This window comes from Salinivibrio sp. VGrn1, assembly GCF_009377995.1.
Lineage (GTDB): Bacteria > Pseudomonadota > Gammaproteobacteria > Enterobacterales > Vibrionaceae > Salinivibrio > Salinivibrio siamensis.
In genome coordinates this window covers 89,086-114,139 of the sequence record NZ_SATA01000003.1, presented here as the reverse complement: position 1 = coordinate 114,139, position 25,054 = coordinate 89,086, and the positions used below count along the sequence as shown (strand labels likewise).

The 25,054-nt window shown below is 52.3% G+C and carries 23 protein-coding genes and 5 tRNA genes; 15 read left to right on the top strand and 13 right to left on the bottom strand.

Going from position 1 to position 25,054, the window contains the following annotated elements:
* Nucleotides 1-36 precede the first annotated feature (36 nt).
* Together EHW56_RS06225 and EHW56_RS06220 are read left to right on the top strand one after the other, a co-directional pair.
* A complete protein-coding gene (locus EHW56_RS06225) occupies nt 37-2,979 on the top strand; it encodes a cation transporter (protein WP_152799403.1) in 2,943 nt (980 codons plus the stop codon).
* A gap of 12 nt (nt 2,980-2,991) precedes the next feature.
* Nucleotides 2,992-3,429: a DUF411 domain-containing protein gene (locus EHW56_RS06220; RefSeq protein WP_046073684.1), complete on the top strand. Its 438-nt coding sequence runs from the start codon at nt 2,992-2,994 to the stop codon at nt 3,427-3,429.
* Nucleotides 3,430-3,674: 245 nt separating this feature from the next.
* On the opposite strand, the gene EHW56_RS06215 is transcribed toward EHW56_RS06220, so the two are convergent.
* Together EHW56_RS06215 and EHW56_RS06210 are read right to left on the bottom strand one after the other, a co-directional pair.
* Nucleotides 3,675-3,751 (bottom strand) — tRNA-Pro (locus EHW56_RS06215).
* 127 nt (nt 3,752-3,878) lie between these two features.
* A tRNA-Pro gene (locus tag EHW56_RS06210) sits at nt 3,879-3,955 on the bottom strand.
* A 308-nt stretch (nt 3,956-4,263) separates the two neighbouring features.
* On the opposite strand from EHW56_RS06210, the gene EHW56_RS06205 reads away from it, so the two are divergent.
* Nucleotides 4,264-4,401: a DUF3149 domain-containing protein gene (locus EHW56_RS06205; protein WP_046073685.1), complete on the top strand. Its 138-nt coding sequence runs from the start codon at nt 4,264-4,266 to the stop codon at nt 4,399-4,401.
* A 145-nt stretch (nt 4,402-4,546) separates the two neighbouring features.
* Complete coding sequence (gene smrA / locus EHW56_RS06200; RefSeq protein WP_077578581.1) at nt 4,547-5,131, top strand: DNA endonuclease SmrA; 585 nt, start codon at nt 4,547-4,549, stop codon at nt 5,129-5,131.
* Nucleotides 5,132-5,200: 69 nt separating this feature from the next.
* Here the strand turns inward: smrA and EHW56_RS06195 are convergent, their stop codons facing one another.
* From EHW56_RS06195 to hemA, 10 genes are all read right to left on the bottom strand, one after another.
* Nucleotides 5,201-5,818 carry a LysE family translocator gene (locus EHW56_RS06195; protein WP_046073686.1) on the bottom strand — a complete coding sequence of 206 codons (618 nt, stop codon included), beginning with the start codon at nt 5,816-5,818 and terminating at the stop codon, nt 5,201-5,203.
* Between the two features lie 17 nt (nt 5,819-5,835).
* Nucleotides 5,836-6,309: a Cys-tRNA(Pro) deacylase gene (gene ybaK / locus EHW56_RS06190; RefSeq protein WP_077658817.1), complete on the bottom strand. Its 474-nt coding sequence runs from the start codon at nt 6,307-6,309 to the stop codon at nt 5,836-5,838.
* A gap of 98 nt (nt 6,310-6,407) precedes the next feature.
* Nucleotides 6,408-8,081, bottom strand: coding sequence for a bifunctional UDP-sugar hydrolase/5'-nucleotidase UshA (gene ushA / locus EHW56_RS06185; protein ID WP_152794630.1), 1,674 nt, complete (start codon nt 8,079-8,081; stop codon nt 6,408-6,410).
* A 272-nt stretch (nt 8,082-8,353) separates the two neighbouring features.
* Nucleotides 8,354-9,700: a Na+/H+ antiporter NhaC family protein gene (locus EHW56_RS06180; RefSeq protein WP_152799406.1), complete on the bottom strand. Its 1,347-nt coding sequence runs from the start codon at nt 9,698-9,700 to the stop codon at nt 8,354-8,356.
* A 255-nt stretch (nt 9,701-9,955) separates the two neighbouring features.
* Nucleotides 9,956-10,807, bottom strand: a complete 852-nt coding sequence (gene kdsA, locus EHW56_RS06175) for a 3-deoxy-8-phosphooctulonate synthase (protein WP_046073689.1) — start codon at nt 10,805-10,807, stop codon at nt 9,956-9,958.
* A gap of 31 nt (nt 10,808-10,838) precedes the next feature.
* Nucleotides 10,839-11,648 (bottom strand): SirB1 family protein, encoded by an 810-nt coding sequence (locus EHW56_RS06170; protein ID WP_046073690.1) that lies wholly within the window; start codon nt 11,646-11,648, stop codon nt 10,839-10,841.
* A 2-nt stretch (nt 11,649-11,650) separates the two neighbouring features.
* Nucleotides 11,651-12,034 (bottom strand): SirB2 family protein, encoded by a 384-nt coding sequence (locus EHW56_RS06165; RefSeq protein ID WP_046073861.1) that lies wholly within the window; start codon nt 12,032-12,034, stop codon nt 11,651-11,653.
* 31 nt (nt 12,035-12,065) lie between these two features.
* Entirely contained in the window at nt 12,066-12,911 is an 846-nt protein-coding gene (prmC, locus tag EHW56_RS06160) for a peptide chain release factor N(5)-glutamine methyltransferase (protein ID WP_077578584.1), read from the bottom strand.
* Complete coding sequence (gene prfA, locus EHW56_RS06155; protein WP_046073692.1) at nt 12,911-13,999, bottom strand: peptide chain release factor 1; 1,089 nt, start codon at nt 13,997-13,999, stop codon at nt 12,911-12,913. Before prfA ends, prmC begins: the two co-directional genes overlap by 1 nt.
* An 11-nt stretch (nt 14,000-14,010) precedes the next feature.
* On the bottom strand, nt 14,011-15,270 hold the full coding sequence (hemA, locus tag EHW56_RS06150; RefSeq protein WP_046073693.1) for a glutamyl-tRNA reductase: 1,260 nt from the start codon (nt 15,268-15,270) through the stop codon (nt 14,011-14,013).
* A gap of 318 nt (nt 15,271-15,588) precedes the next feature.
* Here hemA and lolB point away from each other — a divergent pair, with 318 nt between their 5' ends.
* The 8 genes from lolB to EHW56_RS06110 all read left to right on the top strand — a co-directional run bounded on the left by lolB (nt 15,589) and on the right by EHW56_RS06110 (nt 20,520).
* Nucleotides 15,589-16,215 (top strand): lipoprotein insertase outer membrane protein LolB, encoded by a 627-nt coding sequence (gene lolB, locus EHW56_RS06145; protein WP_227486495.1) that lies wholly within the window; start codon nt 15,589-15,591, stop codon nt 16,213-16,215.
* On the top strand, nt 16,208-17,065 hold the full coding sequence (gene ispE / locus EHW56_RS06140) for a 4-(cytidine 5'-diphospho)-2-C-methyl-D-erythritol kinase (RefSeq protein ID WP_077578586.1): 858 nt from the start codon (nt 16,208-16,210) through the stop codon (nt 17,063-17,065). Before lolB ends, ispE begins: the two co-directional genes overlap by 8 nt.
* Before the next feature lie 32 nt (nt 17,066-17,097).
* Complete coding sequence (locus EHW56_RS06135) at nt 17,098-18,045, top strand: ribose-phosphate pyrophosphokinase (protein WP_046073862.1); 948 nt, start codon at nt 17,098-17,100, stop codon at nt 18,043-18,045.
* 192 nt (nt 18,046-18,237) lie between these two features.
* Nucleotides 18,238-18,828: an aminoacyl-tRNA hydrolase gene (gene pth / locus EHW56_RS06130; RefSeq protein WP_077665978.1), complete on the top strand. Its 591-nt coding sequence runs from the start codon at nt 18,238-18,240 to the stop codon at nt 18,826-18,828.
* Nucleotides 18,829-18,852: 24 nt separating this feature from the next.
* Nucleotides 18,853-19,944 carry a redox-regulated ATPase YchF gene (gene ychF, locus EHW56_RS06125; protein ID WP_046073697.1) on the top strand — a complete coding sequence of 364 codons (1,092 nt, stop codon included), beginning with the start codon at nt 18,853-18,855 and terminating at the stop codon, nt 19,942-19,944.
* Nucleotides 19,945-20,212: 268 nt separating this feature from the next.
* A tRNA-Met gene (locus EHW56_RS06120) sits at nt 20,213-20,289 on the top strand.
* Nucleotides 20,290-20,341: 52 nt separating this feature from the next.
* Nucleotides 20,342-20,428 (top strand) — tRNA-Leu (locus EHW56_RS06115).
* Between the two features lie 17 nt (nt 20,429-20,445).
* Nucleotides 20,446-20,520, top strand: a tRNA-Gln gene (locus tag EHW56_RS06110).
* A 53-nt stretch (nt 20,521-20,573) separates the two neighbouring features.
* Here EHW56_RS06110 and EHW56_RS06105 read toward each other — a convergent pair.
* The gene (locus EHW56_RS06105; protein ID WP_152799412.1) at nt 20,574-21,734 is read right to left on the bottom strand and encodes a 2-octaprenyl-3-methyl-6-methoxy-1,4-benzoquinol hydroxylase; all 1,161 of its coding nucleotides are present in this window, start codon (nt 21,732-21,734) and stop codon (nt 20,574-20,576) included.
* Between the two features lie 283 nt (nt 21,735-22,017).
* Between EHW56_RS06105 and miaB the strand changes: the two genes are divergently transcribed.
* From miaB to ybeY, 3 genes are read left to right on the top strand one after another with little or no spacing between them, the layout of a single operon-like run.
* Entirely contained in the window at nt 22,018-23,442 is a 1,425-nt protein-coding gene (gene miaB / locus EHW56_RS06100; protein WP_046073700.1) for a tRNA (N6-isopentenyl adenosine(37)-C2)-methylthiotransferase MiaB, read from the top strand.
* 54 nt (nt 23,443-23,496) lie between these two features.
* On the top strand, nt 23,497-24,582 hold the full coding sequence (locus EHW56_RS06095; RefSeq protein WP_152799415.1) for a PhoH family protein: 1,086 nt from the start codon (nt 23,497-23,499) through the stop codon (nt 24,580-24,582).
* Complete coding sequence (gene ybeY / locus EHW56_RS06090; protein WP_046073702.1) at nt 24,579-25,049, top strand: rRNA maturation RNase YbeY; 471 nt, start codon at nt 24,579-24,581, stop codon at nt 25,047-25,049. Before EHW56_RS06095 ends, ybeY begins: the two co-directional genes overlap by 4 nt.
* Nucleotides 25,050-25,054 lie beyond the last annotated feature (5 nt).

Here is a 25,054-nt window from a genome sequence, read left to right as displayed (position 1 = left end):
CCAACATCGAATGACGTCAGGCGATAAGGAGAGGCAATGACCACCACCGACACTAACATAACCTACTACACACTGCCGCTGAGTGGCTTAAGCTGCCAAGGCTGTGTGAAAAAAGTGACAAAAGCGCTTGAGGATATCGACGGGGTTCGCATTGAGGACATTGATACCCAGTCAGTGTCATTAGAAGCCCTGGGTGAGAGCACTGAGTACCCGCTAGGCCAAGCGGTTACCGCGATTGAAGCGCTCGGCTATCAGGTCGGCTACCGTCACTACTTCACCTTAAGCGGGCTAAACTGCGGCCGCTGTGTGGCCAAAGTCGAAGCGGCACTGGACGAGCAGCCCACGGTGTTTTCTCATTCGGTCAGTAAAACTCATGCAGATATTCACACCAGCTTGAGCTTGGCGTCCATCATCCAAACCATTGAGAACCTTGGCTATCAAGTCGGTTATCAGCATCAATTGGCATTATCGGGGTTAAGCTGCGGGCACTGCGTGGCGAAAGTAGAGCGTGCGCTCGATGAAAACGATGCGGTTTTTGACTACCAAGTCAGCAAAGACGCGGCGACCGTACGCACGACGCTTAGCGCCGAGACGCTGATTGAAACAATCGCATCTTTAGGCTTTGAGGCCACACTCATCGACCCCAGCCAAGAAACGCCCTCATCCACCGAGCCGCATCAACCTCAAACTGCGACCACTGAGGTTGACCAACAGGCCGAAACGCCGCCACGCACTGAAACCTCATCCAGCCATTCACGTATGCAGTTTGTGTTATCTGGCATGACATGCGCAAGCTGTGTCAAAAGTGTTGAAACTGCCATCAGCAGTGTGGATGGCGTGGCCAATGTGAGTGTGAATCTGGCCGAGCGCAGTGCGATTGTAAAAGGCAATGCCTCACCTGATGCCATCGTTGAGGCCGTGAAAAACGCTGGCTATGGCGCGGAGAAAGTCGAGGATGACAATGACCGTCGCGAGCGCCAACAGCACCAACAAGCCGCCGAGTTAAAAAACTTTAAACGCAGTACGATAGCTGGCTTAGGTCTTGGTGGCCCAATTATGGCTTGGGGGATAGTCGGTGGCAGCATGACCATTCAATCCAGCCAAGATCAGTGGGCGTGGGGCGCGGTGGCCATCCTTACCCTCTTGCTTTTGGCTACGGGTGGCCGTCACTTCTTTGCCAATGCTTGGCAAGCGTTGATGCACAAACGCGCCACCATGGATACCTTGGTGGCGCTCGGGACGGGCGCAGCGTGGCTGTATTCTACCGCCGTCGTCGTGGCACCGGCATTATTCCCTGAACAAGCACGGCATGTGTATTTTGAAGCCTCAGCGATGATCATTGGTTTGATTAGCCTAGGCCATGCGATTGAGGCACGCGCACGTGCCAACACCTCCAAAGCGCTTGACCAGCTGCTTGATTTGCAGCCGCCCACGGCGCTGGTGATTGAAAATGGCCAGGAGACAGAGCGTCCGCTTGATAAAGTCAAACAAGGGATGACGCTTAGGGTAAAACCGGGGGCGAAAGTGCCGGTAGATGGCGAAGTGGTCGAAGGCAGCAGCTATATTGACGAGTCGATGCTCACAGGTGAGCCCGTGCCGGTCAGCAAACAGCAGGGAGACACGCTGCACGCGGGGACAGTCAACCAAAAAGGGAGCTTGACGTTTAAAGCCACCGGCGTCGGTAGCGATACCATGCTGGCACGTATTATCGATTTGGTGCGCGAAGCCCAAAGCAGTAAACCCGAGCTGGCCAAGCTTGCCGATCGCATTTCCGCGGTGTTTGTGCCCATCGTAGTGGCCATTGCGCTGATCACGGCGGCTATCTGGTATGTTGTCGGTCCAGAGCCGTCGGTCAGCTATATGCTAGTCACCGCCACGACCGTGCTAATTATCGCTTGTCCGTGCGCGCTTGGCTTGGCCACGCCTTTATCGGTGACTGCTGCGGTGGGTCGCGCCGCCGAAGTCGGGGTATTAATTCGTGATGCGGATGCGCTACAAACCGCCGCCAAACTCCACACGCTAGTGTTTGATAAAACCGGAACATTGACACGCGGCCAACCCGAAGTCACCCATGTAAAAGCGATTAACGGTGACCAAGAACGTTTAATGGCAATCGCCGCCTCGCTGGAGCAGCATTCTGAGCATCCGCTGGCACAGGCTATTGTTAATTATGCCAAGGCACAAGATCTCTCACTGCCAACATCAAACGACTTTAATAGCGAATCTGGCAAAGGGATCCAGGCGCAGATCGATAGGGCGCGCTACTTCATTGGCAACCAAGCCTGGATGGACGCACAAGGGATCGAGACGGCCTCCCATCAAAGCGATATCGACGCCATGACTCAGCGTGGCGAGACCGCCATCTATCTTGCCAATGCAGACAGTGTACAAGCGCTGATTGGCGTCAGTGACCCTATTCGTGACGATGCCATTGAGGCCGTTGCCAACCTGCAAGCGCAAGGGCTCGAAGTAATCATGCTCTCTGGTGACCATCCTGATACCGCCAATGCCATTGGTCGTCAGCTAGGCATTGATCATGTGATTGCTGGGGTGCTACCCGATGGTAAATCGGAACAAATTCAACACCTGCAACAGCAAGGCAAGCGTGTGGCGATGGTCGGCGATGGCATTAACGATGCCCCTGCACTCGCACAAGCCGATGTGGGTGTCGCCATGGGCAGTGGCAGTGATATTGCCATAGAAAGTGCGCAAATCACCTTGATGCACCAGCACCTAGGGGCATTGGCCAACGCGATTGCTTTGTCTCAAGCCGCCGTGCGCAATATGAAGCAGAACCTCTTTGGGGCCTTTATTTATAACACCTTAGGGATCCCAGTCGCGGCCGGCATCCTTTATCCATTCACTGGCATGTTGCTCAGCCCGGTGATAGCAGGGGGCGCGATGGCGCTGTCTTCGATTACGGTTGTCACCAACGCCAATCGACTACGTTTTTTCAAAATAAAATCAGACGATAAGTAACAAGGAGCGATAATGAAGCGTTTACAATTACTTGCAGCGACAGTGGGCCTGATGAGTGCCTCAGCGATGGCCGCGAGCGGCGTGGTGTATAAATCGCCCAGCTGTGGCTGTTGCGACGATTGGGTTGAGCACATGGCGCAAGCCGGTTTTGAGCTGGAGGTTAAACCGCATGACGATATGGCGTCCATCAAGCAAGAAATGGGCGTGCCCGCGGAGATGCAATCGTGCCATACCGCACGTATCAACGGCTATGTGATTGAGGGGCATGTGCCAGCCAAAGAGGTGAAAAAGCTACTCGCTACCAATACTGGGTTAGAAGGTCTCGCTGTCGCTGGCATGCCGATCGGCTCGCCAGGCATGGAATATGGCGACCGTCACCAGCCCTACACAGTGATGGCGTTTGATGACGCAGGCAACACGCAAGCCTTCCAGCATTACCCAAAACCATAAACACCCTGCCACTATAACGACAAAACCCCAGCCAAAAGGCTGGGGTTTTAAGTTGGTCGGTGAAGAGGGATTCGATTGGACCGGCTTCCGGACCCCGACTAAATGCGCTATCCACTATCCGAATAGTGGTCGGTGAAGAGGGATTTGATGCGACCGGGCTTCCGGACCCCGACCCTCTGCAAGCATAACTCCGATGCTCCATTTTGAAATGAAAAAAACCCAGCCAAAAGGCTGGGGTTTTAAGTTGGTCGGTGAAGAGGGATTCGAACCCCCGACCCTCTGGTCCCAAACCAGATGCGCTACCAAACTGCGCTATTCACCGTTAATGCTTTTTACGTCAACTAAGTAACCTTAGATCACTCAGTTTCAAAATAATGGTCGGTGAAGAGGGATTTGATGCGACCGGGCTTCCGGCCCCCGACCAAACGCGCTCTCCACTACCTAAATAGTGGTCGGTGAAGAGGGATTCGAACCCCCGACCCTCTGGTCCCAAACCAGATGCGCTACCAAACTGCGCTATTCACCGACATCTCTGACAAGTTTTACGAATAGGTATCAAACTTGTCAAGCAGCTTAGTATGCGTTTAAGTGCATCCTGCCTGCTGAGGTCGCCTATCATACTCAAGCACCGCGAAACCTCAAGCCCTCGCCGTGTATTTTTTCACTTAAGCGCATTAAACGGTGAAACTCGCATCAGTTGCGCGCAGTTTGTGATCGGATCGTTGTTAACAAATGTTGATAATTTGTTCGACATTTCTCTTGATCCTGATCAGTATTCAACCCGCTTCCTATTGGCATCCTGACCCTACATTAACGGACACGAGGGTACAGACTATGGACTTTTGGCTTGATCTTCTTTTCGGCAACGCCGTGGGCTTGTCATCCATGATTGTCATCATCTGTACATTTGGCCTGATCAGCTTTTTCGGCGGCTATTTTGTCTACAAAGTGATGACTTCCAAACCTCAATAACCTGTTTTATTGCCTACCTATCTTTAAGCATAATTGCTTAACCTGGAGTTGCATGGTTGGTCACAGAGTGTGGCTCTAGGTTTCTTTTTTTATTTTCGTTTATACTGTCCCCAAATGACTCCACGACGCACATGGCACTGTAGTGATGAGTGATAAAAACGAGTTTGAGCTGTTTCGAGAAATGATGTCAGATGTGGCGCCCATCAAGCAGGACAAGGTTGAGGAGCAAACAGGCTCGCATCAGCCCACTGAGGCCCAGCTTGCACGCCAACAGGCCGCACAGAAACTGGCAAACAGCGATCCTGAATACCTGTCGCTCGAGTACGCCCAGATGGTGAAGCCCGACGAGGTGATGGCTTACAAACGCGATGGCGTACAGGATGGCGTGTTTCGTAAACTACGACTGGGAAAATATGACGTCAACGCAAGGCTCGACCTGCATAAGATGTCATTGGAAAAAGCCCGAGATGAAATTTTACGTTTTTTAAAACAATGCCAGCGTATGGATGTGCGCACCGTGATTATTGTGCATGGAAAAGGCGAGCGCAGTAACCCACAGGCAATGATGAAAAGCTATGTCTGTCAGTGGCTACAACAAATTTCAGATGTGCTCTGCTACCACTCGGCACTGCGTCATCAAGGCGGCACCGGTGCGTTGTATGTGATGCTCAAAAAAAGCCAAGAGAAAAAGCTAGAAACCCGCGAACGTCACTTAAGCCACCGCCCTTAAAAGCAAAAAGACTGGCCACTTGCCAGTCTTTTTATTAACGCGTCCGTTTGTTGCCTCTGGCTCGCCTCACTATTGCAGCGTAACCACCACACGCACGGCCAGCGCAATCAATACCACACCTGAGAGCTTATCGACCCACGCGCCGTGGTGACGTAGCTTGTCGACAATGGCAGGGCTGGATAACAAAAAGGCTATCAAGGTGTACCAAAGCCCATCAATCAATAATGGCGTCAGCACAATCACACTACGACTAAATAAGTCCGTGCCCACCGCAACAAACTGGCTAAACAAGGCAATAAAGAATAGTGCCAGCTTTGGGTTGAGCATCGAGATCATCGCCCCATCGCGTGCCGCCTCGCCTAAACTGGCGGGTTGTCCCGCTTCTAATTTAGCTGCCACCCCGCCTTTACTGAGCAATGATTTCACTCCTAGCCAAGCGAGATAGCCAGCGCCTGCGTAGGCAATGACGGTAAAAAGCAACGGGGATTGTTTAAAGATAACCGCCAACCCTAACATCGTAATTAGCGCGTAGAGGCCAACCCCCAAGGCATGCGCCCATGAAGCCACAATGCCATGTAAGCGACTATTGGCAAGGCTATGCTTTGCCATTACCACCAAGCTCGGCCCGGGCGACATCGCCCCAAGCATGCAAACCAACGCGAGCGACGCCCAAATGGTAAGAGTCATCTGTGTATCCTTCTTATTTATTCGCCAATCGCGGCATATTGCCCCGCCGTCAAAGACAGCAGATCGTCCGGTGAGAGTTCGATTTCCAATCCACGCCGCCCAGCACTGACACAAATAGTCTCAAACTGCTGCGCGGAGCTGTCGACAAGCGTCGGTAGCCGCTTTTTCTGGCCTAGGGGGCTGATCCCTCCGACCAGGTAGCCTGTTGTGCGCTGGGCCACTTGCGGATCGGCCATGGTTGCTTTCTTGCCACCCGCGGCTTTGGCAGCGGCTTTTAGGTTGAGGCTACCTTTGACGGGGACAACCGCCACCGCCAGCTGCTTGCTGTCACCATTAATACAAAACAATAATGTTTTGAATACCCGAGCGGGGTCTTGCCCTAACGCTTGGACAGCTTCTTCACCAAAGTTAAGGTTATTGGGATCGTGCTGGTACTGGTGAACTTCAAACGCAATGCTTTGTTTTTCTGCTAATTTGATTGCAGGCGTCATCGTTTTTGCCACTTATTTGTAAACCCGTCACTAATGATTACATAAAAAAAGCGGCACCGCATCGGTACCGCTTTTTGTTCTGGCAATCTTACATCCGTTTATTTGTAAACGATCTCGCCTTGTGGCGCATAGTCGTTAACATCGATTGGGCTGTTGTCTTCCAGATAGTCTTTCAATACTTCTGCATCAACAAAGCCAGTATTGACGTTACCAGGGTGGTTAGTCAGTTTTGGATAACCGTCGCCGCCCGCAGCGTTAAAGCTTGGCACGGTGAAGCGATAGGTTTTATCCATATCAATAGGCTCACCGCCAATCTTCACGTCATGGACTTTACCGTCTTCAACGACCATCGACAGACCCGCAAATTGCGCGTAGGCACCCGAATCAACTGGCTTGGTTCCCACCACATTCAGGTAATCCATCACGTCTTTACCGCTCATGTCGGTATAGGTGACCATATTGCCAAACGGCTGCACTTTGAGCACGTCTTTATAGGTGATGTCACCGGCAATGATAGAGTCACGCACACCGCCTGAGTTCATGACCGCAAAGTCTGCTTTGGCGCGCTCCATGTGAGCGGTGGCAATTAGACGGCCTAGGTTGGTCTGCTGGAAGCGCACAATGTTGCGGTCGCCCACTAGCTTGCCGTTGCTTTCGGCAATTTTGACGCTCAGCTTCTCTTGGCCTTTGTCCTGGTAAGGCTTCAAGAAATCATACAGCGCTTGGTCTTTTTCAATTTCATCTTGAATAAAGACGCGTTTTTTCTCGCCATCAACCTTAATTTTCTTCTTCAGGTTAACCGGGATCAGGTCATAGCTAACAAGGCTAAGGTCGCCGTTTTGGAATTCAAATTCCGCTTTACCTACGTACTTACCCCATTCGTGGGCTTGCATAATCCACGCGCCATTTTGTTGGTCTGGCGTACATGCATCCCCAGGCTCGAAGCTCTTGTTATACATGTTCGGGCCTTCCATACACACAGGCTCTTGTGAGTGGCCGCCGATGATAAGGTCGAGGTCACCGTCATCCATGTAACGTGCTAGCGCCACATCGCCTGGGGCATTCACGCCGCTCTTACCGTCGGCGTAGTGACCCATATGGGTCGCGGCGATGATGATGTCAGGCTTCTCGGTTTCTTTGAGCTTGGCGATCACTTTTTTCGCTTCGGCTTTCGGGTCGCGGAAGTCGAGCGAGCCAATGTATTCTGGGTTACCGATTTTGGCGGTATCTTCGGTAGTCAGGCCCACAACCGCAATTTTCAGACCATTGCGCTCAAACATCTCGTAAGCCTGATACTTACGCTCACCGGTTTCTTTATCATAAATATTGGCAGAGAGCATCGGGAAGTCAGCCCACTGCATTTGCTGTTCAAGCACGCTAAGCGGGTTATCGAACTCGTGGTTACCAATGGCCATCGCATCGTAACCAATTTGGGTCATCCCTTTAAAATCAGGCTCCGCTTGCAGCAAATCTGACTCTGGTACGCCCGTGTTGATGTCGCCGCCCGACAGGAGCAGTACTTGGCTGCCTTCCGCTTTGGCTTCTGCGCGCAGATCATCAATTAGGGTTTTACGTGCTGCCATGCCGTATTCGCCATAGCGGTTGTGCCAGAAACGACCGTGGTGATCGTTGGTATGAAGAATGGTGAGTTTATAAGTGGTATCTGGCGCCCAACCTTGCTCTTGTGTCTCTGAACCAGAGTTGGCACAGCCTGCCAATGATGCAATTAATGCAGCGCTGACCGCTGCCTTTAAACAAAGACGTTCCTTCATGATCATAGACCTTTTTAGCGATGGATAAACCACCATCGACATCATTGTCGGTGGTTATAAAACGCTATCTAGTCTAAAAGAATTGATGCTATGGTGCTGAGTGATTTCATATTTTTGTTGTTGCGATCACCTTACAGCACCGAGATAAGGCGACTTTGGTGATCAAGACAAAATTTCTAGAGCCTGCACTCTAGACAGATCAAAAACGGCGCAGCCTTTGCTTACCTATCTAGACAAGAAAAGACAGCGCCGTGATGTGTCAACCATGACGATTAAGCGCGACGCGCTTGCCACCATCGGCGGCTAATCACCGCAATTAATGCAGACGCGGCGAGGAAGAAACAATAGTAAGAATGGCTAACAATCACCAAAGGCGACAAGCCAAAACTCGCGCCGAGGAGCAGGATTTGTGCGCCATAAGGGATCAGGCCTTGTACCACGCAGGAAAAGATATCCAGCAAGCTAGCACTGCGTTTCGCCGGCACCGAGTGCTCGCTGGCAATGTTTTTCGCCACTTGCCCTGAGACCACAATGGCGACCGTGTTGTTAGCGGTGCACAGGTTAGAAAAAGACACCAGCAAGGCAATGCCAAACTCGCTTGCACGAGAGTGATGCGCGCCGCGGTTTTTCTCAAACCGGGCGATCACACGGTTGACGGCCTGGGTTAAAAAGCTCAGCCCACCCTGACAACGCATTAGCTCCGCTATCCCGCCAATCATTAGCGACAGGACAAAGATTTCTTGCATACTGGCAAAGCCCGCTTTGACCTCTTGGCTGAAGGTCATCACGGTGAAATCTGGGGTGCTCATTAAGCCCACACACAACGCCAATGCAATCCCTGCGGTGAGCACCACAAACACGTTTAATCCCGCTAGCGCCAACACAATGATCGACAAATAGGGTAATACCGCCAAATAGTTAATACTCTCTGGTGCGTCGACGGGAGCGCTTTGATTGTTAAACACAAACAGAATAATCGCGGCGATTGCGGCGGGAATGGCTATCCCCACGTTCTCTTTGAACTTGTCACGCATGCTACAGCCTTGTGAGCGCGTCGCAGCGATGGTGGTGTCAGAGATAAAAGAAAGGTTATCACCAAACATTGCGCCACTTAGCAGTACTCCGGCCATCACCGCCGGTGCCTGCCCCGTGGCTGTCGCCATATTCAATGCAAACGGTGCCAACGCGGCAATGGTGCCCATCGAGGTGCCCATTGCCGTTGAGATAAACGCCGCAATCACAAACAACCCAGGCAAGATTAAGCTCTCTGGAATAAGGGCCAATCCTAGGTTTACCGTGGCGTCGACCCCGCCCGTCGCATCGGCCACCGCGGAAAACGCGCCGGCGAGCAAATAAATTAAGCACATGGCGATGATATCACCGTGTCCCATACCACGAATAAACTGTTCGATGGCGGTGTTCAAACGTTCACGGCTCAAGCCGATGGCAAGCATCACGGCCGGCAGAATCGCCACATGCGCGGGGAGTTGATAAAACGCGTAGTCCGCGCCTTCTAAAGTGAAATAAACGCCCGCCCCAATAAAAAGGGTTAAGAATAATAGTAGGGGGAGGAGTGCAAGCGCAGAGGGCTGCGGTGTGGTGTTTGCTGGTGTTGTCATGGCAGTTTTTGTAATACCTCTTTTAAAACTGTGATCAAGGTTACAGACCTCTAGCCGTCCAGTCAACAAATGGACGTCTAAACATCTAAATATCTTGATTGCTTGTCTAGATTGCTGACTCATTACTCAGCAACTGCTGACCTCCCCTTTTATCCTAGGGACCGCGCCCGTCACTGGCTGACCTATTGTGTTTCAATACAGACAAAAAAAGCTGCCATTTCGGCAGCTTTGTTATCGGTATCGATCGACCGCTAATTAGCGGATATCAATCTCTGCAAAGTGTTTAATCACATCATCCAGCGCTTTCATTTGTGCCAGGAAAGGCTCAAGCTTGTCCAGTGGTAGCGCTGACGGCCCGTCACAACGGGCATTGTCTGGATCTGGGTGCGCTTCGATAAACAAACCAGCAATTTTGGTCCCTAAACCTGCACGGGCCAAATCAACCGTTTGCTGACGACGTCCACCAGAGGCGGCACCTTGTGGATCACGGCATTGCAACGCGTGGGTAACATCAAAAATAATCGGGCTGCCGTTAGAGGCTTTTTTCATCACGTCAAAGCCGAGCATATCCACCACCAAGTTATCATAGCCATGGCAGCTGCCACGTTCACACAAGATCACTTTCTCGTTGCCACACTCGGCAAATTTATCGACGATGTTGCCCACTTGTCCAGGGCTCATAAACTGAGGTTTTTTAACGTTAATAACCGCATCGGTTTTTGCCATGGCTTCAACCAAGTCGGTTTGGCGCGCTAAGAAGGCGGGCAATTGAATGACATCCGCCACTTCCGCCACCGGTGCCGCTTGATACTGCTCGTGGATGTCAGTAATCACTTTTACGCCGAAGGTGCTTTTTAGCTCTTCAAAGATCTTGAGCCCCTCTTCCATGCCCGGGCCACGGTAAGAATGCACTGATGAGCGGTTCGCCTTGTCAAATGAGGCTTTGAAAACATACGGGATGCCAAGCTTGTCGGTCACCTTGACGTAATGCTCACAAATTTGCATGGCCAAATCGCGTGATTCCAGCACGTTCATGCCGGCAAACAAAGTAAACGGGCGATCGTTGGCAACAGGGGTGTCACCAATGTGGACGGTTTTTTGCGTCATACAGGTATCCTTAGTCATGCGTGATCACGCATTAATGTAACGTTGGTTGCTCTTCGTTAAGCGCCTTTACTTGCATTTTTAGCAGTTCTGCCGCCGGATCGTCCGGGCATTGCTCAATAAAATACTCGTAGTCAGTCGCCGCCACACGATCGCAATCCAATTGTTGGAAAATATAGCCACGGTCGCGAATCTCGTAAGGATCATCAGGGCTAAAGGTTAGCGCCAGTTCACTACAACGCAGCGCCATGGCGTATTTTTCTTCCCGTAATAGCGCACTTTTCGCCACGGTGAGCCAACGACCGATAATCGTGGGGTTGTCACTTGGCTGCAAGTGCGACGATTCAAGCTCGGCAAGTGGGCCTTGGCTCCCTTTTAGCCAGCCACGCAAAATACGTTCATTAACCCGTTCACCGTTAAACGGGTTGATGAAAACCGGCGCGTCTTCCAACTCATCAATACGCAGTACCAGCTGACTAGGAAACGCCATTGGCTTAACCGGCAGCGACAAGCGCTCGCACAGATATAAAAAGACAGCGCCCAATGAGGCTGGGATCCCAGTTTTTCGCTCTAATACCTTATTAATAAAGACGTTATCCGATGAAAAATACTGCTCGATGTCGCCTTTGAATTGCCACTGGTGATAAAACAGACGGCACAGGCCATCCAGACGTAATGCCATATCGGGCTCGGCACCAAGCTGGTGCTCCGCTTCGTCGGCAAGGCGATCCAGTGACGCTTTAACCTGATGCACATCGACTGACGAGTCGATGGCATGGTTCAGGGTCGCCGCCCCTTCTGCCAATGTCAGCGCGTCTAATTGTTGATCGGTTAATGGCATCATGTTTATCCCATTACGTGAGGAACTTTGAGTAGTGCAAGGTTAGCCGCGGCATAGGCCCACCCTAATGCGCCTAAAAAGGCTACCGTTCGGAATAATTTACCTCGGCTGTAGTGCAAGGCCACAAAGCCCAAGGCAATGTAAGCCAAGACACAGGTCAGCTTTTCCGTGAGCCACGCGCCAGATTCGGTGAAGGGAATAAACCCGGTCACAAAAATCAGCGCCACACCGGTGCTCAATAATAGGGTATCGACCACATGCGGCGTGACCTTGACCCATTTTTTATTCATCATCTCACTGTCGCGCATTACCCAGACAAACCGGATCACAAATAATGAGAGACTTAAAACCACGGTCAGTAAGTGGGTGTGCTTCAGGGCCATGTAGATCATAACGATTCCTGCTTCCTATCAGTGTCAGTTAAAGTCGCTGTGCCAAGGTGATTCTATCGAGCCCAGCGTAATCTTGTTGGGTTTTGGCATCAGGCCAGCCCGCTTCTTTCCATGCAGACCGCACCGCTTCGCCTTGGTTGTAGCCATGTTCGACCATCAGCCAGCCCCCATCGACCAGATACGTGGCCGCAGTTTGGCCGATGTGACGAATCGCGGCCAAGCCACTTTCTTCCGCCACCAGGGCACTGGCCGGCTCAAAGCGGACATCGCCTTGCTGAAGGTGCGGGTCAGCGCTGTCGATATACGGCGGATTACTCACAATCACCTCAAACGGGTTCATATCGCTGAGCGCGTCGAACCAGTCACTTTGAATAAAGTGGGCATTGGGAAGGCGGTTGTCGTGGGCGTTACGGCTTGCCAAGGCCACTGCTTCGGGCATTAGATCGACCCCTACGACGGTAACATCAGGCCGCTCGCTGGCAATGGCTAAGGCGACCGCCCCCGTCCCTGTGCCTAAATCCAACACACGACAAGGCGTGGCAGGCAGCACGGCCAGCGCTTGTTCCACCAGCAGCTCGGTTTCAGGACGCGGGATTAAGGTTGCGGATGAGACACTGAGTCGTAGCGTCCAAAAATCGCGGTAACCCAAAATATACGCCACGGGTTCGCCTTGTAGACGACGGGCAAACAGCTGGCGAAATTGCGCCAATTGTGCCGCGGTGAGTTTGCGCTCAGGCCAGGTGTAGAGGTAACTGCTTGGCTGCCCTAATACGTGACAGAGTAAGGCCCTCACGTCGACAGCCGCAGCGCCGCCCGATAAAGCGGTCAGCTCTGTGGTGCTATCGGCCAGTAGTGCGCTAATCGTTGCTGTCATTACTGCTGCTCAGACAGGGCCGCAAGTTGGTCTGCTTGGTGTTCTTGAATCACCGGGTCGACCAAGCTATTGAGATCGCCTTGCATCACATCATCCAAACGGTACAGCGTCAGATTGATTCGGTGGTCTGACACCCGACCTTGTGGGTAGTTATAGGTACGAATCCGGTCTGAGCGGTCGCCCGAACCCAGCAGATTACGACGGGTTGACGCCTCTTCTGCGGCGCGCTTTTCTTCTTCTGCTTTAATCAAGCGTGCTGCCAATACCGACATCGCTTTGGCGCGGTTTTTGTGCTGTGAGCGCTCATCCTGACATTCCACCACAGTGCCAGTCGGCAAGTGAGTAATACGAATCGCAGAATCTGTGGTGTTGACGTGCTGACCACCGGCACCGGATGCACGGAAGGTGTCCACTTTCAGATCAGCTGGATTAATCTCTGGGGCTTCCGCTTCTGGAATTTCTGGCAAAATCGCCACGGTACACGCCGAGGTATGCACGCGCCCTTGTGACTCTGTTGCGGGTACGCGCTGAACGCGGTGACCACCAGACTCAAACTTAAGCACACCATACGCGCCTTCACCGGCAACGCGGGCAATCACTTCTTTAAAGCCGCCGTGCTCCCCTTCACTGGCACTAATAATTTCCAGTTTCCAGCCACGCTGCTCAGCATAACGGCTATACATGCGGAATAAATCCCCGGCAAAAATCCCGGCTTCATCCCCACCGGCACCGGCGCGAATTTCTAGGAAGCAATTGCGGTCATCGTTCGGGTCTTTCGGCAGCAGCAGGATCTGGAGCTGATCGGTCAGTGATGCAATGGTTTGTTCAGCCTGCGCGACTTCTTCTTGCGCCATTTCACGCATCTCTGCGTCGTCTTCGTTGGCCATCTCTTTTGCGGCAGCCAAGTCTTCTTGCGCTTGCTTGAACTCACTGAAGCACTTGATCACCTCTTCCAGCTGCGAATACTCTTTCGACAACGCGCGGAATTTGTTCTGATCATTAATGATGTCTGGGGTGCCGAGCAGGTGCTGAACTTCTTCGTAACGCTCAGATAGCGACTCTAGCTTGGCTAATATTGATGCTTTCATATGTCTCTTCGTTAGTTGTCACTGTCCAGCCCCAGACAAACGCGCATCACCGCCAGTTTATCCGGCTCACCATTTTGCGCCGCTTGCTGCATCGCCTGCGTGGGGGGATGGATCAGTTTATTGGTCAGACGGTTACTCAGCTGGCGTAATACGCTTTCTGCGTCAGCGCCATTGGCTAGAGCCTGAATACTTTGCTCCAGTTCCGCCTGTTTAATGTGTTCAGACTGTGTACGGTACTGCTTGATACTGTCTACCGCTTCGCGTGAGCGTAACCAGCGCATAAAATCAGCACTTTCTTCGGTCACAATCGCTTCGGCTTGAATCGCCGCGAGTTTTCGCTGCTCGCGGTTGTGCTCCACAATCGACTGTAAGTCATCCACGCTGTAGAGATACGCGTCCGCGAGACTGCCCACGTTTTCATCAATGTCACGCGGGACGGCAATATCAATCAGCAACATGGGTTGGTGACGCCGCTGTTTCAAGGCTTTTTCTACCATCGCCTTTTCAATCAATGGCATAGGCGCCGCCGTCGAGCTAATCACAATGTCAGCGTGGCAAAGTTGCTCTTCAAGGGCATCGAGCCCCGACACTTTCGCGTCAAATTGCTCGGCAAGTGCCTGCGCGCGTGATTGTGTGCGGTTAGCAAAAATAATCTGACTGCATTGGTGCTCTTTTAAATGCCTCGCCACCAGCTCAATGGTCTCGCCAGCGCCCACGAGCAAGGTGGTTACGTCTGATAACGACTCAAAAATCTGGCGCGCCAATGTGCAAGCAGCAAAGGCCACTGACACCGCATTGCCGCCAATCTCGGTCTCGGTACGGATCCGCTTCGCCACCGCAAAGGCTTTATGAAACAATTTCTCCAATGAGCCAGAAATCATTCCCGCGTCACCGGCACTGGCGTACGCTTGCTTCACTTGCCCCAGTATTTGCGGCTCGCCTAACACCAAGGAGTCTAACCCGCACGCCACCCGCATCAAGTGCTTCACCGCAGATTGCTCTTCATGGTAATAAATGCTGGCCATTAGGCTGTCGCTACTGAGCTGATGAAAGCGCGTTAGCCATTCCACCAATACCCCCACACCCGGCTGGTTTAACTCAGCATAAATCTCAGTACGGTTGCAGGTTGAAACGATCACGCAACTGCGCACCTGCGGATGCTCGGAAAGCTGCCCTAACGCCTGCTCAAGTTGTTGCGGCGAAAAGGCGACCTTTTCCCGCAGCTCGACGGGGGCCGTTTTGTGATTAATTCCGAGAACTAACAGGCTCATGAAGCGTTGTTACCGACAGCACCAGTAAGGATTGGAGCGGAGGATTTTACTTGATGCCCCCCGCGAATTAAAGCGAACATTGTATCGCAGCATTTTCGTGGCACGGAAATGTGAAGCCTCACGAGATCGATGTAAAGGTGTACAACCACAAACATTTCTTTCTTTCCTCCACACAACCAAGCGCTTGACTGGCTTCTCTCATTCCGGCGCTTGTGGCAAAGTAGCGTTACACAGCGATTGATGTCGTCTGACCCAAACCCATGGTCGGCTGACGAAACCCATGCTCGGTTGACCAAAACAAAAAGGATATTCGGTTTGATGTTCTCCTCTTTACGCGTGAGCGTCTTGTTACGCGTGAGCGTCTTGTTACGCGTGAGCGTCTTGGCGTTGCTTTTAGCGCTACTCGCGGGGTGTGCCACTGCCCCAGCCCCCACGACTGAGTGGCAGAGCCATCGCGACGCCCTGGCATCGGTGGATAGCTACACCGCACGGGGTAAGGTCGCGTTTATTGCCCCCAGCACGCGTTTTTCTGCCAATTTGTACTGGCGGCACTCGCCCGCCCAATCTCAACTGCGGCTCACCAATTTTCTCGGCACCACCTTGCTGTCGCTAACCATGAATGCCCAAGGCGCGACCGTGATTGATGACCAAGGTAAGACCTATCAAGACCCTAATCCTGCGCGTCTGATGGCCTACTTAACTGGCGCGCCATTGCCTGTTGATGCCCTTGCCCCTTGGCTCATTGGCCTACCGCGCGCGCAAGACACCTTTTTGCTTGGGCCAGATAACCGTGTCGCGACCCTCAAAGGAGCGCAGGGCTGGGACATTGATTATCAAGACTACAGCGCTGACACGCAGCCTGCGCTACCCACACGTATTACCCTTACCAAAGGCCAGCAAACCATTAAGTTAATGATTTCTGATTGGACGCTCGATAATGACTAAAGCCACCTTTTGGCCCGCGCCTGCCAAGCTTAACTTGTTTCTCTACATCACCGGTCGTCGCGACAATGGCTATCATGAGCTGCAAACCCTGTTTCAGTTTCTCGACCATGGCGACACACTAGCTATTACGCCGAACGCGAGTGGCACGATCAGCCTCAGTCCCGCGATAGAGGGGGTCAGTGAAAACGACAACTTGATTGTCAAAGCCGCGAAAGCGTTGCAGCAATATACGGGATGCCAACAAGGCGCACATATTGACGTGGAAAAACGCCTTCCTATGGGCGGCGGCCTTGGCGGTGGGTCATCCGATGCGGCCACCACGCTGGTCGCACTCAATCATCTGTGGCAAACCCAAGTCAGCCAACAAGCGCTGGCGCAACTTGGCCTGACGCTGGGTGCAGATGTGCCGATTTTCATTTATGGCCAGGCGGCAGTAGCAGAAGGCATTGGAGAGGTGTTTACGCCCGTCGCGCCGCGCGAGAAATACTACTTGGTGGTAAAGCCTGACGTGTCTATCTCAACCGCTGCAATTTTCACTCACCCTCAGTTGCAACGAAACACGCCAAAGCGCACAGTTTCTGCGCTAATGGCACAAAAATACGAAAACGATTGCGAAAAGATAGCCCGTAAACAATTCCCCGAGGTTGATAAGGCTGTTTCGTGGCTGCTAGAATACGCGCCGTCTAGGATGACTGGGACAGGCGCGTGCGTGTTTGCCGAGTTTGACACTGCACAAGATGCCCAGGCCACACTCGACACTATGCCTAACTGGCTGACAGGGTTTGTTGCACGTGGGTTGAATCGTTCACCCCTACTTGATGCGCTGCAGCAACAAACCGTCGGTCAGTGACTACTAAATGGATGCAACCCGAGGTTTCCACCGTGCCTGATATGAAGCTGTTCGCTGGTAACGCGACACCCGTTCTCGCCCAACGTATCGCAAACCGTCTTTACATGTCACTGGGTGACGCCACTGTAGGCCGTTTTTCTGACGGTGAAGTGTGCGTTCAGATTAACGAGAATGTGCGCGGTAGTGACGTGTTCGTCCTCCAGTCCACCTGCGCCCCGACCAATGACAACTTAATGGAACTGGTCGTGATGATAGACGCGTTTCGACGTGCATCGGCTGGCCGCATAACCGCTGTGATCCCTTACTTTGGTTATGCCCGTCAAGACCGCCGCGTCCGCTCCTCTCGTGTTCCTATCACCGCAAAAGTCATTGCAGATTTCCTTTCTAACGTGGGTGTTGACCGCGTCCTTACGGTGGATCTTCACGCTGAACAAATCCAAGGCTTCTTCGACGTACCGGTCGATAACATCTTTGGTACCCCTGTTCTGCTTGAAGACATGCTGGCGAAGAACCTGGAAGACCCTGTGGTTGTGTCTCCTGACATTGGCGGCGTGGTTCGCGCGCGTGCAACCGCGAAGCTGCTGGATGACACTGACATCGCCATTATCGATAAGCGTCGTCCACGTGCCAACGTCTCACAAGTGATGCACTTGATTGGCGACGTTGAAGGGCGTGACTGCATCATCGTTGATGACATGATTGATACCGGTGGCACCCTGTGTAAAGCCGCCGAAGCCTTGAAAAACCGCGGGGCTAAGCGCGTCTTCGCTTACGCCACTCACCCGGTTTTCTCTGGCGATGCCCCGAAAAATATCGCTGAGTCTGTGATTGATGAAATCGTGGTAACAGACTCCACCCCATTGAGCGCTGAGATCCAGGCCACTGGCCGCGTATCGCAATTAACGCTCTCTGGCATGCTCGCTGAGGCGATTCGCCGCATCAGCAACGAAGAGTCTATCTCTGCGATGTTTAACTCGTAAGTTAGCCATCGTCACTGAGTTAACCTCAGCAACAGCCCCTAAGCGCCCTGCCCTTGTGCGGGGTGTTTTTTTATCTGCCATTTGTCGGTGCTGGCTCGACCCTTTAGTCACAACAATGGTAGGATATGTCGCCTTTTTGCGTGGGCGCGATGCTCACCGGCTACGATAAGTAGACAAATAGCGAGAAACGTTGTGAGTAATCAGATCCGCTTACTAGTTGGATTGGCCAATCCAGGGCCAGAATATGCCCAAACACGCCACAACGCGGGCGCTTGGGTCGTGCAAGAGCTTGCGCGGATCCACAATGCACCGTTAAAAGAAGAAAAAAAATTCTTTGGTTTGACGGGCCGTATCAATGTCCACGGGCAAGATCTGCGTTTGTTGATCCCAACCACGTACATGAATTTGTCCGGGAAGGCCGTGCAAGCACTCGCCAACTTTTACAATATTCCCGTCGACGCCATCATGGTGGCGCATGACGAACTAGACTTACCACCCGGTGTGGCCAAGTTTAAACAAGGTGGTGGGCACGGTGGCCATAATGGGCTACGTGACATCATCAGCAAACTGGCAAATGATAAATCATTTTATCGACTCCGGATTGGTGTTGGCCATCCGGGTCACAAGGACAAGGTGGCGGGATACGTGCTTACCAAAGCCCCCGCCAATGAGCAGAGTCTGTTAGAACAGGCCACTGATGAGGCGGTTCGCAGCCTTGAAATACTGCTCAAAGACGATCTTGCTAGAGCGCAAAATCGTTTACATACCTTCAAAGCACAGTAATTTTGATTAAAGGGTTACCATCTCATGGGTTTTAAATGTGGCATCGTGGGCCTACCAAACGTAGGTAAATCCACACTATTTAACGCACTGACCAAAGCGGGCATTGACGCCGCTAACTTTCCATTTTGTACCATCGAGCCAAACACGGGCGTGGTGCCTGTGCCTGACTTGCGCTTGGATGCGTTAGCCAAAATTGTGAACCCACAAAAAGTGCTACCGACCACCATGGAGTTTGTCGATATCGCCGGCTTGGTCGCGGGTGCATCACGCGGTGAAGGCCTGGGTAACAAATTCCTGGCCAACATCCGTGAAACCGACGCCATTGGCCATGTGGTGCGCTGTTTTGAGAATGACAATATTGTCCATGTGTCGGGCAAAGTCGATCCTGCTGATGACATTGCCGTGATTAACACCGAATTGGCGCTCGCCGACCTAGAAAGCTGTGAGCGCGCGATGCAGCGCAACGCTAAAAAAGCCAAAGGTGGCGATAAAGACGCCAAGTTTGAGCTGACGGTATTGGAAAAACTGCTGCCTGTGCTGGAAGAAGGCAACATGTTGCGCTCAGTCGAACTGAGCAAAGAAGAAGCCGCTGCGGTGCAATATCTTAACTTCTTGACGCTCAAGCCCACCATGTACATTGCCAACGTTAACGACGATGGCTTTGAAAATAACCCATATTTGGATCAAGTGCGCGACATCGCCGCCCAAGAAGGCGCGACCGTGGTGGCTGTGTGCGCCGAAATTGAAGGCGAAATTGCCGAGCTGGACGCCGAAGAAGCGGCCGCGTTCTTAGATGAAATGGGCCTTGAAGAGCCGGGCCTTAATCGCGTTATTCGCGCCGGTTACGAGCTGCTTACCTTGCATACCTATTTCACCGCAGGGGTGAAAGAAGTGCGCGCCTGGACAGTGCCGATTGGCTCTACCGCGCCACAAGCGGCAGGTAAAATCCACACCGACTTTGAAAAAGGCTTTATCCGCGCCGAAGTCGTTGGCTATGATGATTACATTGCTAACAATGGCGAAAGCGGTGCCAAAGATGCGGGTAAGTGGCGTCTTGAAGGCAAAGAGTACATTGTTAAAGACGGCGATGTCATTCACTTCCGTTTCAACGTTTAACGCGCAAGCGTTAAGCGCCATGGGTGTGTTGTCGAGACCCCACCCTGATGATCTTGAGCCAGCCTACGGGCTGGCTTTTTTGTCTTACAGCTGACCTCACCACTGTCCAGAGCAAGCCTTGTACGCATACTGTTGGCAAAATCAGCACAAACTGGTGAATATTGCAGCCAACGAGATGAAAATCATAAAAAAATGGGTAGCCATACTTGACGCTCAGGCTCTCGATCCGCATAATCCGTTCCGTCTTAAGGCTTTTGCCTTATAGCGTGGCTACGTAGCTCAGTTGGTTAGAGCACATCACTCATAATGATGGGGTCACAGGTTCGAATCCCGTCGTAGCCACCATTTATTTTTGTAATTTGGCAGCGCTTTTTTATTGCCGAGTTACCCACCTTTTGCGGAGGTGGCGGAATTGGTAGACGCGCTAGCTTCAGGTGCTAGTGTCCGAAAGGACGTGAGGGTTCAAGTCCCTCTCTCCGCACCAAGTTAGGCAACGCCTACTGGGGTATCGCCAAGCGGTAAGGCAACGGGTTTTGATCTCGTCATTCCCAGGTTCGAATCCTGGTACCCCAGCCATATTAAAAAGCCCACATCATGTGGGCTTTTTTACGTTTAGCGCCTTGGCCTCTCTACAGACCTAAGGCATATTTCAACACCTGCTTTTTCACCGGGCCACTGTGTTCAGCCAGTTTAAACACCGCATTACGTGCCAGTTTTAAAGGCGTCACTTGGTTACTGAACGCGGCATAAAACACATCCATCCCCGTTTGCATCATCATGTTGTCGGTGCGGCGTGCCTTTTCGTATGCCTTTAACGTTGACTCCGCTTGCCATTGTGCGCCCGCATCGGCACAGGCATCCAGCAGTGCAGCGACGTCTTTAAAGCCTAAATTCACCCCTTGCCCTGCCAGCGGGTTAATGGTGTGGGCGGCATCACCAATTACCACGACCCCATTGCGATGGTACTGCTGCGCATGACGGCGTGTCAGCGGGAATGCTCCCCAATTGATGGGAGTGACGTCGCCCACTTGTGGTGGGAAATGGCTCACGATCTCGGCTTTGAGCTGTTCGGCATTGAGCTGACACAACTGTTGAATACGCGCTGGGCTGTCGTACCACACTAGCGAGGCATTGTGGCCACAAAGCGGCAACAGCGAGCGCGGCCCGGTGGGGAAAAACTGCTGCCAGGTAATGTCTTGTTGGGGGGCAGCGGTTTCAACATGGATGAGCATGCAGTGCTGGCGATAATCCCAGCTGGTAAGCCCGATTTGCGCGTAATCTCTCACTCTGGAGTGGGCACCGTCTGCGCCGATAAGCCAAGGGGCACTCAGGGTGTCACCGCTGTCTAATTGGACTTGATGCAGTTCGCCCGCCTGCGTCATACCCGTGATCGAGGCCGGTGAGACGAGGTGCAAATTGTCAAAACGAGCAAACTGCTGCCACAGGCCGAGTTGAATCAAGCGATTCTCGACCATATATCCTAATTGTGGCAAGTCGAGTTGGTCGGCACTGAAACATACACGGCTGTCTTCCGCTTCCCAGGTTTCTAGGCGGCGGTAGGGGCAAACACGCATGGCTTCAACACTCGCCCACGCATCGAGATCCTTGAGCAGGCTCACCGATGCCTGAGAAATCGCGGACACTCGCAGGTCCATCGGTTGTGAAGGTTCAAAAGGCTCAGGGGTCTGGCGCTCAATTAACGCCACCTGGCGGCCTTGGCGAGCAAGCCCGAGTGCGGCCGCGGCGCCAACCATGCCACCACCGACTATAATAACTTCAAATTGATTCATGACCGTCTCTTTGTGCCGTTGATGCAAGCATTCTACTGAAGGTAAACGAGAATTCGATATCAATCCGATCAAAGTGAGGGCAAATTCGCTTTTCCGAGTTGGCCTTTGTCGCATCCGCTCAAACGTTTAGCCGGATCGACACGATTTCTCCGAGCCTGTGATCTGGTCAGCGATATTGGAAAGCAGTACAATACGCGGCTTGCCAAGCTGATTGACTGATTAAAAACCATACAGCTTGAAAGGGTAATGTCGTCCATAAGATTAACAATGAGCGTGAAGTTACATGGCTAAGAAACTGCTGATCAAAACCTGGGGTTGCCAAATGAATGAGTATGACTCATCCAAAATGGCAGATCTGCTCAATTCTGCCGGTGGCTATGAGCTGACCGAACAACCAGAAGACGCAGATGTTCTCCTTCTCAATACTTGCTCGATTCGAGAAAAGGCACAAGAAAAGGTATTCCATCAACTCGGGCGTTGGAAAACCCTCAAAGATAAAAACCCAGAGCTGGTGATCGGTGTCGGTGGCTGTGTGGCAACCCAAGAAGGCGACCATATTCGTGAGCGTGCGCCTTATGTGGATGTGATTTTTGGCCCACAGACCTTGCACCGTCTGCCAGAGATGATCAAGCAGTCACGCTCGGATCATGCGCCAGTGATGGACATTACCTTCCCAGAGATCGAAAAATTCGATCGTCTGCCTGAGCCTCGTGCAGAAGGGCCGACCGCCTTCGTCTCGATCATGGAAGGCTGTTCAAAATACTGTACGTTCTGCGTGGTGCCTTACACCCGTGGCGAAGAAGTCAGCCGCCCGCTGGATGACGTTTTGTTCGAAATTGCACAGCTGGCCGAACAAGGTGTGCGTGAAGTTAACCTGTTGGGACAAAACGTGAACGCCTACCGTGGTGACACTCATGACGGTGATGTATGCACGTTTGCGGAGCTGCTGCGCTATGTCGCGGCGATTGATGGTATTGACCGTATCCGTTACACCACCAGCCATCCGGTTGAATTTACCGATGATATCATTGAGGTGTATCGTGATACCCCTGAGGTTGCAAGTTTCTTGCACCTGCCGGTACAAAGCGGCTCAGATCGGATTTTGACCATGATGAAACGCCCGCACACGGCGATTGAGTACAAATCAAAAATCCGTAAGTTGCGTCAGGCGCGTCCTGATATCACTATCAGCTCTGACTTTATCGTCGGCTTTCCTGGCGAAACCGAGCAAGATTTTGAAGCGACCATGAAATTGATTAAAGATGTCGATTTCGATATGAGCTTTAGCTTTGTTTACTCATCTCGTCCAGGCACACCGGCTGCCGATATGCCTGACGATACGCCAGAGCAAGTGAAAAAAGAGCGCTTGTACCGCTTGCAACAACAAGTGAATAGCCAAGCCATGCGCTACTCGCGCATGATGCTAGATACCGAACAACGTATCTTGGTTGAAGGCCCATCACGCAAAAACCTGATGGAGTTGCGTGGTCGTACCGAGAACAACCGAGTGGTCAACTTTGAAGGCTCTGTCGATTTGATTGGCCAATTTGTTGACGTCAAAATAACTGAAGTGATGCCAAACTCGCTGCGCGGCGAGCTGGTTCGTACCGAAAAAGATATGGACTTGCGGGTCGCCGTCTCGCCAACCGAGATCATGGCGAAGACGCGCAATGAAAACGAGCTTGGTGTTGGTGTTTTCACGCCATAACGCGTTCATCAATTCAACGGCGCCGGATAGCCGGCGCCGAAAGCGAGGATAATCTTGTCTAAAATCATCTCTCTTGACCTGAACCTAGAGCCTGCCGACAACACCCGTCTTGCCAACTTATGTGGCCCGTTTGACGATAATATCAAACAGCTTGAGCGCCGCTTGGGTGTGGAAATTAGCCACCGCCATAATGCATTTACTGTGATGGGCAAACCCCATACAGCCAATGCCGCGGTCGATATTTTAAAGCGCTTATACGTCGACACCGCCCCTGTGCGTGGTAGCTCTCCAGACATTGAGCCCGAAGCGATTCATTTGGCGATCAAAGAGTCGGGCGTGTTGGAGCAAAACACCGAGTCGAGCATTCCTTACGGTAAAGAAATCAACATCAAGACCAAAAAAGGGGTGATCAAACCGCGCACGCCCAACCAAGCGCAGTACATCGCCAACATGGTCAATCATGACATCACCTTTGGTATCGGCCCAGCGGGGACGGGGAAAACCTACCTTGCCGTCGCGGCGGCGGTGGATGCGCTTGAGCGTCAAGAGATCCGTCGTATCCTCCTGACGCGTCCTGCGGTTGAAGCCGGTGAAAAACTGGGCTTTTTGCCCGGTGACTTGAGCCAAAAGGTCGACCCCTACTTGCGTCCCCTTTACGATGCGCTCTTTGAAATGCTCGGCTTTGAACGGGTCGAGAAATTGATCGATCGTAACGTGATCGAGGTGGCACCTCTTGCTTATATGCGTGGCCGAACCTTGAACGATGCCTTTATTATCTTGGATGAGAGCCAGAACACCACGGTCGAGCAGATGAAAATGTTCTTGACGCGGATTGGCTTTAATTCACGGGCCGTGATCACCGGTGACGTGACTCAGGTCGACTTACCGCGCAATGCGCGCTCAGGCCTGCGCCATGCGATTGAGGTACTCGCGGACGTGAACGAAATTAGCTTCCACTTTTTCCAAGCAGATGATGTCGTCCGCCACCATGTGGTCACCCGCATTGTTCAAGCCTACGATAAGTGGGAAGCGGAAGACGCCAAAACGCGAAAAGAAGCCGAGGCACGTCGTCGAGAAGCGCGTGAAGCCCAGCAAGTGGCTGCGCAGCCTGCCACCACTGACTCACAGGAGCCGTCATGAGCTACTATGTCGATGTGCAAATTGCCTGTGAGAACGAACAAGGCTTGCCCAGTGACGATCAGCTCCAAGCTTGGTTTGAGCAGGCAGTGCGTGCCGCTCGCCCTCAAGCGGAAGTGACGATTCGTATTGTCGACGAAGGTGAGAGCCAAAGCCTAAATCGCGACTATCGCGGCAAAGATAAGCCTACAAACGTGTTATCTTTTCCGTTTGATGCCCCTCCTGGAGTGGAAATTGATTTGCTTGGTGATCTCATCGTGTGCCGTCAAGTTGTTGAACAAGAAGCCCAACAACAAGGCAAAGCACTGATGGATCATTGGGCACATATGGTTGTTCATGGTAGCTTACACTTACTGGGTTACGACCATATTGAGGATGATGAAGCCGAGCAAATGGAGGCATTGGAGCGAGAGCTTCTCGCCGCCATGGGGGTCAGTGACCCTTATGCTAACGACTTCATCGAGCGTTAACTAAC